The organism is Lentilitoribacter sp. EG35, assembly GCF_040784015.1.
In the GTDB taxonomy this organism is placed as follows: Bacteria; Pseudomonadota; Alphaproteobacteria; order Rhizobiales; family Rhizobiaceae; genus Lentilitoribacter.
Genome location: NZ_JBFNGQ010000010.1, coordinates 144,314 through 160,704 on the forward strand (window position 1 = coordinate 144,314; position 16,391 = coordinate 160,704).

Sequence of the window (16,391 nt, forward strand, 5' to 3'; positions counted from 1 at the left end):
TACCACCAGATTGGTCTTACAATAAGCATCTCAGATATGTTGGAGATGTATTATGGATGATGGTGAGTTCAAGCGACGGTTAGAAACTCCTGATACAAAAATTGAAGATATCGAACAGAGTTTGAGAGAATTAGATCAAAGGCTACATGCGTCTGTGGGCCGTTTTACCGGTGGTTTGTCTCCACTTGCATTAAGTATGGCATATTATGATTGGTTAACTCACCTAATTACCTCTCCGAGCAAGTTGGCAGAGCTTTGGCAAGCAGCATCAAAAAACTCCTGCGTAGCAAATGCAGAATACCCGTTTATTACTTTCGATTTGAATGAGAGCACGCCAGTTGAAAAGTGTTCGCCATATGGATTGGAAGATCGCCGTTTTCAAGATCCGTTGTGGCAGAAGTTTCCTCATAATTTGTATGTTTCGATGTTTCTAAATGTGCAAGATTGGTGGCGAAAAGCAACTTCGGAAGTACCTGGATTAAGCGAGAAAAATCAGCAGATAGTATCTTTCATGGCAAGGCAATCTCTCGATATGATTAGCCCGTCCAACTCTGCCTTATTAAATCCGGTTGTTCTGAACCGTACGCTCAAAGAGTCTGGTGCAAATTTCATAAGGGGAGCAAAGCTTTTTAAAGAAGACCTGGATCGTTTAACGGGTGCCAAGCCGCGGTCTATGGATGGATTTCATGTTGGAAAGAATATCGCCTGCACCGCAGGAAAAGTGGTTTTTCGTAACGAATTGATAGAATTACTGCATTATGATGCTGTAACTGAAGAGGTTCGGAAAGAGCCGATTCTGATCGTGCCAGCATGGATCATGAAATATTATATTCTTGACTTGTCTTCACATAATTCGCTCGTCAAATATCTTACGGAACAAGGCTATAGCATTTTCATCATTTCATGGAAAAACCCGTCTAAGAAAGATCAGAACCTTTCCTTGGATGATTATCGAGAGTTGGGGATCAGGGCGGCCATAAATGAAGTAAATAGGCGGCTGCCAAAAACAGGTATCCATATGGCAGGCTATTGTCTGGGTGGTACACTACTGGCAATAGAAGCAGCATTTTTAGCTAAGAAGAAACACATACCCATTAATTCTATCTCTTTATTTGCTGCTCAGGTCGATTTTGCCGACGCGGGTGAATTAACGTTGTTTATCAATGAAAGCCAGCTTGCTTTTCTTGAGAATATTATGCGCGAACAGGGTTATCTTAAGGCCGAGCAAATGGCTGGTGCATTTCAGATGCTACGCTCAAATGATCTGATTTGGTCGCGAGTAATCCGCCATTATCTGCTTGGTGAAAGAACGAAAATGAACGACCTGATGGCATGGAATGCTGACAGCACGAGAATGCCGGCAAAAATGCATAGTGAGTATCTGAATAAGTTGTTCTTAAATAATGATCTTGCTCAAAGGCGTCTGAAAGTTGACGGTTCAGCAGTTTCGTTATCCGACATACGACAACCAATTTTTGCTGTCGGAACAGAGCAGGATCATGTTTCTCCGTGGAAGTCTGTATATAAAATAAATGCGTTAACTGACACAGATGTGACATTTGTTTTGACGAACAGGGGACACAATGCAGGCGTGGTCAGTGAACCCGGACATAAAGGCCGACATTTCAGGAGTGGGATTAAAAATGAAGGTGACCTTCATATTTCGGCAGAGAAATGGCTAGAACAACATCCCATTCAAGAAGGATCGTGGTGGCCTGCTTGGATCAGTTGGCTTAATGAACGCTCTTCGTCAGAATGCGTTGATGCGGCAGATAGGCAATCTCGTTTGTTTGAAGATGCAATCGGTGATGCGCCTGGAACGTATGTGTTACAACGATGAACCAGACAGATCAAATTCTTCTTCAACCATCAGCTGCTGGTCTGTCCAGTGAGGAAGCAAAAAGTCTTCTGTTGAAATTCGGTCCCAACGTCCTGCGCACCCAATCAGGAACATCATGGTGGAAAATTACACTTAGGCAATTTGCAAGCACCTTAATTCTGATTCTGATTTTCGCGGCGGCGGTTGCCATTTTTATGGGGCAGTTGGTCGATGGAATTGCTATTCTTGCGATTGTTTTTTTGAATGGATGTCTTGGTTTTTTTCAGGAGTGGAAAGCGGAGAGAACGCTTGAGGCGCTGCGTTCTATGCTTTCTCATAAAGCAATTGTTGTAAGAGATGGAGTTGAGACGCAAATTCCAGTTTCTGAAATTGTTGTCGGCGATCTTCTTATACTGAGAACTGGCGAGAAAGTTCCTGCTGATGTGGCTTTACAAAATACAGTTGAGTTTCAGGTGGACGAGTCTGTCCTCACCGGTGAATCTGATGCAGTCCATAAATCTTTTTCGGCAATCGAGCCTAGCCAAAGAAAAGCTTTTATGGGCACCAACGTTGTTCAAGGTCATGCCGAGGCTTTGGTCACAGCGACGGGGATGAACACTAAATTTGGCGAGATTGCGGAACTCACTACCGAATTGGGTGAAAAAACAACACATTTGCAGAAGAAATTGGAGTTACTTGGACGTCAACTTGGTGTGATGGCACTGATCTTAGCTTTGCTAATTGTTCTTATCGGGTGGCTTTCCGGGCGCGCACCATTGGATATGGTTATGACAGGCCTTTCTTTGGCTGTTGCTGTTGTTCCAGAAGGTTTACCAGCTGTTGTAACACTTACTCTTGCTCTTGGTGCAAGAGCGATGGTTGCTAAAAATGCTTTGAGTAAAAGATTGCAAGCTTCCGAAACACTCGGCGCTGCGTCTGTTATTTGCACCGACAAAACTGGCACGCTGACAGAAAACCAAATGACTGTAACACAGATCTGGTTGCCCGTTTGTGGAGTGATCGATGTAACAGGGACCGGATATGATCCTGCCGGTCATTTTGAAAAAGATGGAAAGCGTTTTGATTACAGTAAGAATACCGCTCTTAAAAGTTTGCTTTCAAGTGCGATGATTTGCAACCATGCCAGCATCCAAAAGGTAGGGGATCATTGGCAGGAAATAGGACAGCCGACTGAAGTTGCCCTTATTGTTGCAGGTTATAAAGCGTGGCTTCCGATGCCATCTGGTGAAAATTTGGTTCGTGAGTTTCCGTTTACTTCGGAACGCAAACGAATGAGCGTTGTGTGTGCCGAAGATGGTCATGCTATTGTTCATATCAAAGGCGCTTTGGAGAAGATACTTCCACTTTGCAGCGAGTATATGGGCTCGGATGGCGTATTGCAGATTGATCAAAAGATGCGGGATCAAATTAAAACCCAGCATGATTTCTTTGCGGGAAAAGGGCTAAGGGTCCTCGCTATTGCACAAAGAAAAACCGGATTGGAGGGCACAGAATGCAGCGAAACGGAACGTGATCTAACCTTTCTTGGCCTTGTTGCCATTATTGATCCGCCACGACCGGAAGTTAAAAATTCGATTGCGCTTGCGAAGAGTGCAGGCATCAAGGTTATTATGATAACCGGAGACGCTCCACAGACGGCGCTAGCCATAGCGTCATCATTGCATTTGCCGTCAACAATTGTTGTAACAGGAGATGAGCTGCAGACTAAAAGTGATGATGAACTTGATCATCTTCTAGCTCAAGATGTTATGTTTGCACGCACGACGCCTGAACACAAAATGCGTATTGTGAGGCGGCTTCAATCACACGGACATGTTGTGGCTATGACGGGGGATGGCGTAAATGACGCACCCGCCTTGAAACAATCAGATATTGGCGTTGCGATGGGTATTCGTGGAACAGATGTGGCAAAAGATGCAGCCGACCTTGTTTTGTTGGATGATAATTTCGCTTCAATCGTTGGTGCGATAGAGGAGGGGCGTCGACAATATGCGAACATCAAGAAATTCGTTCGCTATTTACTAGCTTCAAATGCTGGCGAGGTTGTCGCAATTACTGGAAGCATAATATTAGGTGGTCCGCTTATTTTTCTTCCTATTCAGATATTGTGGATGAATTTGGTCACAGACGGCTTCACTGCTCTTAGTCTTGGTTTAGAAAAAAGTGAAGCAAATATTATGGAAGAAAAACCAAGATCAAATAAAGATGGCATTATTGGCGCGCAAGGCATGGCGACGATCATGACTTTTGCTATATACACAGGAGTAAGCAGCCTTCTCGTTTTTCACTATATGTTGGAATATGGTGTGATAGTCGCTCAAACGGTAGCTTTTACGACAATGATTTTTCTTGAGAAATTTAGCGTATTTGCTTTTCGGTCATTATCGTTGCCATGGAGTGCAATTGGCTTTTTCTCAAATTATTGGCTGTTGGGCGCATTGACTATGACATTGGGGTTGCAAGTTTTAGTCGTTTATTGGCCGCCGCTACAACAAATTCTTCATGTTGCTGAAATACCGCTCGAATTCTGGGGGCTTATTGCTCTTATTACTTTACCTATCGTGATCGTTCCGGAGTTGATTAAAGTAGTTCGACAAATGCGGTTAGCTTCTTGAAACAGGCTGAAAAGAAAACGCGCATCAACTAAAATGCGCGTTTCAAGCACCGTAGATATCAGCAGATTATTTGCTCGCTACGTTTTTCGCGGATGTATCTTCAAGATTAGGGTTTATTGATTTCACATGCTCGGAAATGGTTGAAAGTTCTTTGGACACAATGCCTGTACCAAGCTTCATTAACTCATTTGCTTCTGCACTATATTGATTGACGGCTCTATCAAGAAAGCGACCTTGGAGCTCTGCAAAATCAGAAAAAGTATTGCACTCAAGTAGTTCCTTTTGCATGCTGATATCTTCCGAGATCCTACGAGAAAAGAAATTTGCCAATTCACGTTGATAAGTAATCATACCCGAAATAAAGGTTTCGCTGTTTTCAGAAAAGCCTTCCATTGTTTCTCTCAGAGTATCTGAACATGTTTCTAGCAATTTTTCCTCTTCAGGGGCGCGTTTAACGGGTTTTGGTTTTGCTGTGGCCATTAGAATTCCTCCTTCTGTTGCAATTTATGTTCAGATTATTTGAATTTGATTATGAAGATTTGATCTATCGCAAAGTAGAAGGATTAAAATGCGTGACGTATTTTGAATTAGATCGATATGTGCGCCACTAAGATGGCAAATTTGTTTGAGCTAGATCAATTTAAGTTGGTCGCAAATAACCTAGTATCGTTACAAGAACTAAATGGAGATCATAATGTACAAAAATATTCTTGTTCCGGTTGACGTTGGGAATTTAGGCCCGGTTGATAAAATGCTGGAAGTTGCGAAACGATTGCTTACGGATGATGGCCGTATCACACTTGTCAATGTAGTAGAAAGTGTTCCTGATTATGTTGCCGCAGAACTACCAGGTGATATCGGGAAGAAGGGACATGATAGAGCTAAGAGTGCACTAGATGAGGTTGTTCGCGCGAAAGATCTGGATGTTAATGCAGTCGTATTGCATGGACATTCTGCTGCTAAAATACTTGAATTTGCTGAGCAAAGCGGCACTAATATGATCATTATCGGGTCACACAAGCCGGAAGTGATGGACTTGCTTCTAGGTTCAACGGCCGCCCGGGTTGTTCGCAAATCAAAATGTTCAGTCCATGTAGTTAGGTAATATTACATGGTGGGATATGCCCGGTGTAAAGAATGTAGAAGTTTTCTGGCGCAATTAGTGTGGATTTTATCGTACTAGATTTTAGTAACGTCGCAGAACTTATTGTTGTGTGATCTTTAAACACCAAGATTGAATTTGAGAAAATTATGAAGGCAGCAATTACTTGGATTTTGGTTGCGAATGGTGAACGTGCCCGTATTTTTGAAGTGCATGGTGTAGGCAATGGTCTGAATGAACTCACCGAGCGGGAGATTTTTGCTGATTTGGATGAGAAACATACAGACCAAAAAGGTCGCACCTTTTCGAGTACACAATATCGTAGAAGTGCGTTGGAGCCACATGAAGAATTGCGGAACAATTTTGTAATTCAGATTGTTGAGCAACTTGAAACATGGAACTTGGAAACACATTATGATCGACTGATTATTTGTGCGGCTCCGAATATTCTAGGTCAACTCAGAAAAGAAGTTTCAGGTAATATACGCGCGAAAATATCGGCTGAAATTCCTAAAAATATGGTGAGCGCAGAGTTGCCAAAATTGATGTCGCTGTTCGGAGATTATGTAGCCTTATAATCTGGTTTTTTGACTTATCTCAATTTTATGAACTCAAAAGAAGCTAAGCTTAATTCGAAATAACTTAGCCTTGAAAGGAGACATAGAATGGCTTCATCTTTTTTGCCCTCATTGTTTGGCACTAGAAAAAACACACCCGTGTTTAATTCCCTTCAGAATGAAATCGATAGAGTATTCGAAGATTTTCGGAAAAGTCCATATTTGGAGAATATGCTATTTCCTGATGACGACCACTCCATGCTGGTTCCAAAAATTGACATTTCAGAAACAGAAGGTGGTTTGGAAGTTACGACTGAGTTGCCGGGTGTAAATATGGATGAGATTGAGATCTCGGTCATAGGAGAAAATCTGTTGATTGAAGGTGAAAAGTCAGACGAGCAGAAAACGGAAGAAAAGAACTATCGTTTGGTAGAACGTTCTTACGGGAGGTTTTCGCGTTCGGTTCCTTTGGGGTTTGAAGCGGACCCAGATACGGTGGGTGCAAAGTTTTCTAATGGCATATTGAAGGTTTCAATAGAAAAGCCGACGGAAGTTCAGATGAAAACAAAAAAAATAAAAATTGAGAAAGTAAGTTAGCGCTATATTTTTTATATGGGTTGCGAGGTTGGTTACAATGATCATGCAAGTTATGACATTGTGCCAGTCTCGCTATTTTATTAGTCAATTAGGAATTCGTTTGAGTTTTGAGGCAAGTCAAACAGAAATCATATATATCTGATATGCTCATGTAAGAGGCCAACCCATGAGTTCAGTTCTTTCGCAATTTCCGATATTGATGAATATCTTATTGTTTCTAATTCTTGCGGCCGTTGTATGGATATCTGGTTCCCGCCTTGCATATCTATCCAACGTGGCAGCGGGAAGGTTGGGTATTTCAACGTCTTTGATGGGCTTGTTGTTCTTATCGACCACGACATCATTGCCAGAGATTGCCACGACGGTTAGCGCCGTCATTGACGCTAGACCCAGACTTGCCCTGAATAATCTTTACGGCGGAATTGCTCTACAGACCGCAGTTCTTGCCGCAGCGGATATTTTTGCAAGAGGTGCAATATCAAACTATCCTCGTAAAGCTAATCATGCTTTGGAAGCGACACTTCTGGTTTCATTGTTATCACTGTCAATTATCGTCGTTGTAATAGGCGAACCTATTGTTATCTGGAATGTTGGACTCGGTAGTTTTTTTGTACTCGTATTTTATTGCTCCGCCATTTTTCTTCTCAGGAAATATGATGACAATAATGATTGGATACCCGTTGATCTGCAGGAGGTGAAATCAAATTTACAATCCCAAAGTCAGCCTGATCAAGTAAATAACGCAACTACACGGCGTGTTGTTTGGATGAATATTGCCTATGCATCGGTGATTTTTATAGCTGGTGTTTCCCTTGTTCAAACGAGTGTTGTGATTTCTGAACAATCCGGCATTGGAATGGATATAATGGGTGTTGTGTTTTTAGCAGGCGCGACGTCTTTACCCGAGCTATCGACGACACTTGCTGCTGTGCGTTTGGGTGCATACACGCTCGCGATCTCCAATATTTTTGGAAGCAATCTTATTATGGTTGGGTTGGTCTTTCCGGCAGACTTTTTGTTTAGACAAGGTGCCATACTCAGTTTTGCAGATAAAACCGTCCAACTTGCTGCTGCGCTAGGTATTTTAGTTACATCAGCTTATTTGATAGGGCTTCTTATTAGGCGGAAGCCAAGAGTTGGAAGAATGGGATTGGATTCTGTATTTGTGCTGGTTGTCTATATTGGCAGTTTGGGTCTTTATTGGATTCTACGATAGCGGACCTGACCTCATTTTTAGTCACAATCTTTTATTAAACTCGCATGTAGATCTTTTAAGATAGCTAGAAATTCAAGTGTCAAACATATAAAGCTCGGAGAACGGTATTTCGAACCATGTTTATCGTTAACGATAATAGTAGTTACTTACTGCGTAGGGTTTATAAATTCTCTTAAGTCTGCGAAATTTACGTCATCTTTTGATTCAGTGAGGTTATTTGGTGTTCATTCGCGTTGTAATGACATTTTTCTATTTATTATTGTTAGCGATAACCCCTGTTTTGCCGGCGGTTTCAAGCGAACATCGGATTGAAATCCCGATAAAAATCTCCTCGTTACCAGAAGATGCTTGGGGTAAAAGTAGGATTTTTTCAAATCTCGAAGGTCAAACTTTCGTTCTGCGTGATCTGGGTCACGGCCCGTTTAATGATGCGTCGATGTGGAAAATATCTATTAATCAGGCGCTTCCATTTGGCAGAAAGATTTTAAGTTTTGATTTGATTGTCGGTGGGAAACACAAACCACTTTGGGGTGACCAACTATTTCAACCAATTATCAATGGTGTGGAGGCGGAACCGGCATTAGATGAAAATGGTGCAGTTTCATTTAATAAAATTGTCTCTGATGGTCGAGGCTTCATTCCTGCAAGATCTCAGAAAATCGCACTCTCTATGTCAGAGTCAGAACTATCACTATCTAGCTTTGCGCTTATGACCGCAGGTGCAGAGAATTATGAAATCAAACTCAGCAATATGAAGGTCGTTGTTTGGCCTCAATCACATGTGCAACGTCCGCACGTCTCAACGCTCGGATATAGAGAGGGTAGTTCTAAAACTGCCTATATTGAATGGTATGATCGTGAGCGTCGTGCCTTGAAAACAAAAACTAAAATATATTTGAATAACAAAGCAAGTGGACGCATCAAGGAAATTGATATTAGCTTGCCGAAGCGGAGAACTGCCATTTCTGGCAGTTATGTTAATGCAATCGATTTAAGTGATCTGACCGCAGGAGAATACGATTTAATCGTTCCGTCATTTGGTGAATATACTCAAGAAACAAAAGCTTCATTTGAGGTTAATACAGGAAATACACATATAAAAAAGCTTCGTGATCAGGCTTGGGGTGCCTTTTACTGGATAACAAGTGGTCCTAATGGCCCTTATCCAAAAGCACATCAACAGGATCTAGGCGCTATAGATTTTGATGTGCCAACTGAGACAAAAGATGTTAGCGGCGGCTGGTTTGATGCCGGCGATTACGGAAAATATAGCGTCAATGGAGCTTATAGCGTTTCGCTTATGCTAATCACAGGTTTAATTGCCTCTGATGTGTTGTCGCATGACATCAATAAAGTTGGAAACACATCCGCAAATGTTGCGGACTGGCTGCGTGTTGCAGACACCGAGCTGAGCTGGCTTTATAAAATGCAACGTGCAGATGGTGCGGTTTATCACAAGGCAACAACTCGGAAATGGCCGTCTGCCACGACGGCACCGGAAGATGACAGGGCAACCAAATGGCTTATGCCTGTTACAACAACTGCGACTGCAAATTTTGCGGCTGCAATGTCACTTGCAGCAAAACTATATCTCACACAAGAAGATGAAATTTATCAAAAACGCGGGATGGATTTTAAAATTGCTGCGGAAAAGGCACTGAACTGGCTTGATGAAAATCGAGAGCTTAAAATGATTGATCAATCCTATGAGGGTGATGAATATGGTGGTGCTTACGATGATGATGATGATAGTGATGAAAGGTTTTTTGCTCATGCAGCTTACGCTGCGCTGACGGAGAATAATACCGCATTTGCAACTGCATATGCTGATTTGAAAAATCTCAAACCCAAGATGGAGGCTAGAGAATATGATGTGAATTGGCGTACTGTAGATCTATTAGGCGTTTGGGCGCTTGCTACATCCAATAAGCTGGATAGCAGAACTAAGAAATCTGTAATGAAAATATTACGCAGCGCATCAAATAACTGGCGTAACATACAGGCTCAATCTTCTTGGGGGGTTCCAGTTTCAGATGATGGCGATCTTTATTGGGGCTCCAACGGAGTGTTCGCAACAATTGGTTGGCATTGGGCCCTGTGGTCACATCTTAGCGGTGAGAAAGCTTTTATTGATAGCGCTGAAATGCAACTTCATTACTTCTTTGGTCTTAATCCACTCAATAAAACCTATGTCACCGGCCAGCTTCCTAACTCAGTAAAAGCTGCTTATTTTGGGCCGAGCACATCGGGTCGCATAGAATTACCTGCAGGGTTTATATCAGGTGGTCCAAACTCATCTGGACTAGATGGAAATGCACCACCAATGCGCAGCTATATTGATGACAATATGAACTTTACCACAAATGAAGTGGCCATTAACTGGCAATCGGCGTGGGCTCTTTATGCAAGTTTGTTAGCAGAAAAAACGCACTGAACTAATTCAAATTAAAACTGCAAACAGCAGGAGCCACGTTCTGCCATAATCGTATTATTTTGTTAATATCGGGGCAAACACCAAAATTGAACTTCTCGGTTTCCAACTTTAGGTGCTCATTTTCTAGATGGGATGAATTTGGGAATGATTGGTATGTAGATTATCCCTTTTCAGTTAGCGAAAAGTAGAATTGGACAGGGATTTACATCTCTGCAATTTAATTTTGATGCAAGTTCATGGGCGGACTTAGAGAGGTCTTTACATTGCGTTAGACATCTTTCGAATTCGTGTTTCGAATTCGTGCGAGTTGCGGATATGCCATGATTTTTCTTGACTATACAGCAACCGCATAGGTTATTTGAAATGAGCATTAGCCAATGCGAAGATAATCAGACTACACTTCAAAGATGTGCAACACAGTTTATAAGGAGGTATAAATGATTAGCTCAAATATCAAAAAATATCTGATAGCGCTAACGGCAGGACTAGTTCTTGCAGGCGGTGTATCAGCTAAAACTCTCAACATTCACAATGGGGGAGATCCAAGTTCACTTGATCCTCACAAAGTTTCAGGAGATTGGGAAAACCGCATAGTTGGTGACATCTTTGAAGGCTTGGTAACAGAAGATATCAATGCTGAGCCAATCGCTGGCCAAGCTGAAAGCTGGACGATATCAGATGATCAACTAACTTATACTTTCAAACTTCGTGATGATATTACATGGACTGATGGAACGCCTGTAACAGCTGGCGATTTTGTATTTTCATTTCAACGATTGATGGACCCTGAAACTGCGGCTAACTACGCTTATCTGCAATATTCAATTAAAAACTCCGAAATGATAAACAGCGGCAAGATCACGGATATAAGTGAACTTGGTGTAAAAGCAATTGATGATAAAACGCTTGAAATTACACTTGAGCAACCAACGCCTTATTTCTTGGGTGCCTTGACCCATTATACAGCTTACCCTTTGCCTAAACACGTTGTCGAAGCTAAGGGTGGTGATTGGATGAGAGTCGAAAACATTGTTACGAACGGTGCCTACAAGCCAACAGAATGGGTGCCAGGTTCACACGTTACAACAACAAAGAACGAGACCTTTCACGATGCTGCAAATGTAAAAATCGAGAATGTAAAATTCTTTGTTTTGGAGGATGAGTCGGCTGCTCTAAAACGCTACCGCGCTGGCGAATTTGATATCCTGACAGAGTTCCCAACTGACCAATACGCATGGATGGAAGAAAATCTACCCGGTCAAGCGCAAGTCGCTCCATATGCTGGTCTTTACTATTATGCAGTCAACACAACAAAACCTCCATTTGATAATGCTGATGTTCGCCAGGCGCTATCAATGTCGGTTAATCGTGAAGTGATTGGGCCGTCTATCTTGGGCACTGGCGAATTGCCAGCTTACTCTTGGGTTCCGCCAGGGATGGCTAATTATGCCGAGCCTGCAACGGTTTCATGGAAAGACATGCCTTACAATGATAAAGTCGCGAAAGCGAAGGAACTACTTTCTGGAGCAGGCTTTAACGATGGCAACAAGCTGAAAGTTCAGTTGCGTTATAATACAAATGAAAACCACAAACGAATTGCTGTTGCAATTTCAGCCATGTGGAAAGCAATTGATGTTGAAGTTGAACTGTTCAATACTGAAACAAAAGTTCACTACGCTGACTTGCAGGAAGGTGATCTACAGGTTGCCCGCGCAGGATGGTTGGCCGATTATAATGATGCCGACAACTTTTTGAACCTTCTAAAATCTGGCGTGAATTACAATTATGGTCGTTATTCCAACCCAGAATTTGATAAGTTGGTAAATGAAGCAAATGCATCAACTGACGTTGCAAAACGTGAAATGATGCTCAAACAAGCTGAGCAACTCGCGCTTGATGAATCGGCTTCAATTCCAATCTACTACTATCTGGCTCGCAATGTGGTTTCACCAAAAATCACGGGCTATAAGAACAATGCTTTCGATATTCATCGTACGCGTTGGCTCGATATCTCTGAGTAGTAACTTCTAAATTGGAACTTCTTATCAGCCCGAATTGCATTATATAAATTCGGGCTGACGGGATGTTAAACGCCTATGTTCAGCTATGCACTTCGCAGATCCCTAACGGCACTTCCCGTTTTATGGATCGCAATAACAGTCTGTTTCTTTGTTCTTCGGCTCGCGCCTGGAGGCCCTTTCGATGAAGAGCGGCCAATGCCAGAGGCGGTAAAGGAAAACCTTGCCGCGCATTACAATCTGGATAAGCCTCTTATGCAGCAATATTTTATTTATATAACCGATGTACTGCAGGGCGATTTGGGCCCGTCTTTCACAACGGAAGATTTCACAGTTGCAGAACAAATAGGAATTGGTTTGCCATTTACTCTTATTTTGGGTGGCACGGCTTTTTTCATATCTATTTTTTTTGGTGTTCTTGCAGGTGTGTATGGCGCATTAAATCGCAATGCATTTGGTGATCACTTTATCGCAGCCATAATCTTGTTAGGTTTGGTAATTCCCAACTTTTTGCTGGCACCTATATTGCAGCTATTTTTTGGAATCGAATTGGATTGGTTGCCAGTAGGTGGCTGGGGTGACGGATCAGCTCGCTATCTTGTTTTACCCGTTGCAGTTCTTGCCTTTCCACATATTGCGCGAATTTCAAGGCTTATGCGGGGGTCGATGATAGAGGTTTTGTCTTCGAACTTTATTCGGACCGCCAGATCAAAAGGGTTAGGGTCACCGATGATCGTTCTGCGTCATGCGCTTAGACCTGCACTTATGCCTGTTTTATCTTATCTGGGGCCAGCCGCTAGCTACTTGCTAACTGGGTCTTTGGTGGTTGAAACCATATTTGGACTTCCCGGTATTGGTCGCTATTTTATCAATGCGGCGTTAAGTCGTGATTACGGCATGGTGTTGGGAACAGTGGTGTTTTACATGGTTCTTATTTTAATCCTTAACCTCCTCGTTGACATTTTTTACGCGTGGCTTGACCCGAGAGTGAGGTCTAGATGATTTTACGATCTATTAAAAAATCAATTATTGATGGTGCAATTGAGAATGAAGAAATTACCGGACGTTCCCTCTGGCAAGAAGCTCTAACGCGTCTAAGGCGTAACAAAGCCTCAATGATTGCAATCATTGTTTTATCGATACTTATTTTGGCTGCGTTTATTGGTCCTATGCTTCTTCCCTACAATTACGAAGATCCGGATTGGAACGCATTTCGAATAGCGCCATCAATCGAAACGGGGCATTATTTCGGTACAGATCAAAATGGCCGTGATCTTCTGGCTCGGACTTTCTATGGGACGCAGGTTTCGCTTGCAGTTGCGGTCGTTGCGACATTTGTATCGATCGTCATTGGAGTTTCTTATGGTGCGATCGCCGGATATGTAGGCGGACGTGTCGACCAAGCTATGATGCGGTTTGTAGATATTATGTATGCTCTCCCGTACATCTTATTTGTAATACTCTTGATGGTCATATTTGGGCGAAATGTTTACCTGCTATTTGCAGCTATTGGTGCGCTTGAATGGTTGACGATGGCTAGGATCGTGCGTGGACAGACCCTGTCTTTGAAGAACCGCGAGTTTGTGGAAGCAGCGCGTGCATCTGGTCGCAGTACATTTGGCATCGTTTTTCGTCATATAGTTCCTAATCTAACTGGCCCTGTTGTGATTTATGCAGCGCTGACTATTCCTGAAATTGTGGTTACAGAGAGTTTTCTGTCCTATCTAGGGTTTGGTGTTCAAGAGCCATTAACTTCGCTAGGGACACTTATTTCAGAAGGGGCTGATGTTCTGGAAGTGCTGCCATGGTTGCTCTGGTTCCCTGCTGGATTTCTTATTTTGTTGCTGTTGAGTTTACTCTTCATTGGCGATGGCCTGCGCGATGCGTTCGATACAAAAGACTAATAATGATGATGGATCAGAAGCAATGACCCGATTACTTACAGTAGAAGATCTTTATGTTGATTTTGATACCACAGATGGCGTTGTCGAGGCTGTTAAGGGCATAGATTGCCACATTGATGCGGGTGAATGTCTCGGTGTGGTTGGTGAATCAGGCTCTGGAAAAAGTCAGACTTTTTTGGCCGCAATGGGCCTATTGAGCAAAAACGGCAGAATGCGTGGTAAGATCGACTTTAGAGGTCAAAATTTACTGGATTTAGACCTAAAGACGCTTAATAAAATTCGCGGATCAAAAATATCAATGATCTTCCAGGATCCGCTTACATCACTCACGCCTCACATGCGCATTGGCGACCAGATGCGTGAAGTATTGTCACTTCATCAAAACATGAACGATGCAGATGCCAATGCTAAATGTTTGGAATGGCTTAACCGAGTACAAATACCCGAAGCTAAGCGCAGATTAAAACAATACCCATTCGAACTGTCTGGCGGTATGCGCCAACGGGTGATGATCGCAATGGCTATGTTATGCAATCCAGATGTCTTGATAGCTGATGAACCAACGACTGCGCTTGATGTAACCATTCAGGCTGAAATTCTTGATATCATGGATACGCTGCGGAAAGATCAAGGAACGGCTATTGTTCTGATTACTCATGACATGGGTGTGGTCGCGAGAATGTGTGATCGGATTCAAGTAATGCGCCATGGTCAATATGTAGAGGCTGGATTGACCGAAGACATATTTGCTAAACCAAAAGAAGACTATACTCGTATGTTGCTTGACGCGATGCCAAGAATTGATGAACCACGCGGCGACAAAAAAAGCACCATTCAAAATAATACAACCACAAAAGAGTTCCTGTCTGTTGAAAATTTAAATGTCAGTTTCGGTATTCCTACTGGCCTTTTCTCGCGACCAATTGATTTGAAGGCCGTGGATGGCGTCAGCTTTAATCTTAATAGAGGCGAAACGCTCGGTATTGTTGGTGAATCGGGAAGTGGAAAATCAACTCTCGCCCGCGCTGTGTTACAGTTAGTTTCAGCCAATGCGGGAAGTGTATCGTGGCTCGGTAACAATCTCACGGAAATGAATGAAGACGAGTTGCGCGCGCAGCGACGTGACTTGCAAATTGTCTTCCAAGACCCGATGGCCAGCCTTAATCCGTCGATGACAATTGGTTCGTCTATTATGGAACCAATGCGAATTTTTGCTCCTGAAATGTCGGCGGAGGAGCGCAAGAAACGTGTCTGCGAGATGATGGAACGAGTGGGTCTACCATCCTCGATGATCAATCGCTATCCGCATGAATTGTCAGGTGGTCAAAATCAACGTGTCGGGATTGCAAGAGCTGTGATAATGAACCCGAAACTTGTGATTTGCGATGAAGCCGTATCGGCTCTTGATGTGTCCATTCAGGCGCAAATCATCGAATTGCTACGAGACTTGCAGAAAGAAATGGGATTATCCATGTTATTTATCTCTCACGACTTATCTGTCGTTAGAGATATCTCTGATCGAATCCTTGTAATGTATCTTGGCAACATGCTTGAGCTTGCAACAAACGATGAGATGTTTGAAAATCCGCAACACCCATATACCAAGCAATTAATTTCTGCTGTTCCTATACCTGATCCAAAAATTGAGCGAAGTCGGAGGCGGATCAAATTAAAGGGGCAAGGGATGTCACCTCTCGATCCAGCGTCAAGACTTAGATTTTTGCCCTCGAAAATAAGTGAACTTAAACTTGAGGATATAAAATCCTTTCGACCGACTATATTAGATTGCGGTAATGGGCATCTATATGCAGAACACGATGGAATTGAAGGCTTGATTGAGTAGTTACACAGTCCTGTTTTACACTGCCAAGTTATTGTTAAGTTTGACCAATATTTGAAATTTCACACAAATACAAATAGTCTAGCAGCATTGCTAAGCGTTATTGAAAGCGTTCAAAACACCAATGTATTAGCGATGTGCTAGGCTCAGGACTCATAACCAGAATAAGACGGTTGCGGCGAGTGCGATTGCGGAGACGAATACGTTTGGGCATCTGTCATAGCGTGTAGCGACGCGTCTCCAATCTTTGAGCTTTCCAAACATTCTC

12 protein-coding genes and 1 pseudogene are annotated in these 16,391 nt (G+C 42.7%); 11 read left to right on the plus strand and 2 right to left on the minus strand.

Annotated elements, in window-relative coordinates; all coding sequences use genetic code 11:
• The first annotated feature begins 52 nt into the window (after positions 1–52).
• Together AB2J24_RS16350 and AB2J24_RS16355 are read left to right on the plus strand one after the other, a co-directional pair.
• Positions 53–1,840 (plus strand): PHA/PHB synthase family protein, encoded by a 1,788-nt coding sequence (locus AB2J24_RS16350; RefSeq protein ID WP_367386251.1) that lies wholly within the window; start codon positions 53–55, stop codon positions 1,838–1,840.
• Entirely contained in the window at positions 1,837–4,455 is a 2,619-nt protein-coding gene (locus tag AB2J24_RS16355; protein ID WP_367386252.1) for a cation-translocating P-type ATPase, read from the plus strand. The genes AB2J24_RS16350 and AB2J24_RS16355 overlap by 4 nt, the downstream gene beginning before the upstream one ends.
• A gap of 66 nt (positions 4,456–4,521) precedes the next feature.
• Here the strand turns inward: AB2J24_RS16355 and AB2J24_RS16360 are convergent, their stop codons facing one another.
• Entirely contained in the window at positions 4,522–4,935 is a 414-nt protein-coding gene (locus AB2J24_RS16360; protein WP_162653369.1) for a phasin family protein, read from the minus strand.
• A 214-nt stretch (positions 4,936–5,149) separates the two neighbouring features.
• Here AB2J24_RS16360 and AB2J24_RS16365 point away from each other — a divergent pair, with 214 nt between their 5' ends.
• From AB2J24_RS16365 to AB2J24_RS16405, 9 genes are all read left to right on the plus strand, one after another.
• On the plus strand, positions 5,150–5,560 hold the full coding sequence (locus AB2J24_RS16365) for a universal stress protein (RefSeq protein ID WP_367386253.1): 411 nt from the start codon (positions 5,150–5,152) through the stop codon (positions 5,558–5,560).
• A gap of 146 nt (positions 5,561–5,706) precedes the next feature.
• A complete protein-coding gene (locus AB2J24_RS16370) occupies positions 5,707–6,135 on the plus strand; it encodes a host attachment protein (RefSeq protein WP_162653367.1) in 429 nt (142 codons plus the stop codon).
• A gap of 87 nt (positions 6,136–6,222) precedes the next feature.
• Entirely contained in the window at positions 6,223–6,711 is a 489-nt protein-coding gene (locus AB2J24_RS16375; protein WP_367386254.1) for an Hsp20/alpha crystallin family protein, read from the plus strand.
• Positions 6,712–6,877: 166 nt separating this feature from the next.
• Positions 6,878–7,927 (plus strand): sodium:calcium antiporter, encoded by a 1,050-nt coding sequence (locus AB2J24_RS16380; RefSeq protein ID WP_367386255.1) that lies wholly within the window; start codon positions 6,878–6,880, stop codon positions 7,925–7,927.
• Between the two features lie 238 nt (positions 7,928–8,165).
• On the plus strand, positions 8,166–10,361 hold the full coding sequence (locus AB2J24_RS16385) for a glycoside hydrolase family 9 protein (protein WP_367386256.1): 2,196 nt from the start codon (positions 8,166–8,168) through the stop codon (positions 10,359–10,361).
• A 440-nt stretch (positions 10,362–10,801) separates the two neighbouring features.
• Positions 10,802–12,382 (plus strand): peptide ABC transporter substrate-binding protein, encoded by a 1,581-nt coding sequence (locus AB2J24_RS16390; protein ID WP_162653698.1) that lies wholly within the window; start codon positions 10,802–10,804, stop codon positions 12,380–12,382.
• Positions 12,383–12,457: 75 nt separating this feature from the next.
• Complete coding sequence (locus tag AB2J24_RS16395; RefSeq protein WP_162653363.1) at positions 12,458–13,381, plus strand: ABC transporter permease subunit; 924 nt, start codon at positions 12,458–12,460, stop codon at positions 13,379–13,381.
• On the plus strand, positions 13,378–14,283 hold the full coding sequence (locus AB2J24_RS16400) for an ABC transporter permease (protein ID WP_162653362.1): 906 nt from the start codon (positions 13,378–13,380) through the stop codon (positions 14,281–14,283). The genes AB2J24_RS16395 and AB2J24_RS16400 overlap by 4 nt, the downstream gene beginning before the upstream one ends.
• Positions 14,284–14,305: 22 nt before the next feature.
• Positions 14,306–16,126 (plus strand): dipeptide ABC transporter ATP-binding protein, encoded by a 1,821-nt coding sequence (locus AB2J24_RS16405; RefSeq protein ID WP_367386257.1) that lies wholly within the window; start codon positions 14,306–14,308, stop codon positions 16,124–16,126.
• A 150-nt stretch (positions 16,127–16,276) separates the two neighbouring features.
• Here the strand turns inward: AB2J24_RS16405 and AB2J24_RS16410 are convergent.
• Positions 16,277–16,391 (minus strand): annotated as a pseudogene (locus AB2J24_RS16410) (IS5/IS1182 family transposase); the annotation flags it as partial.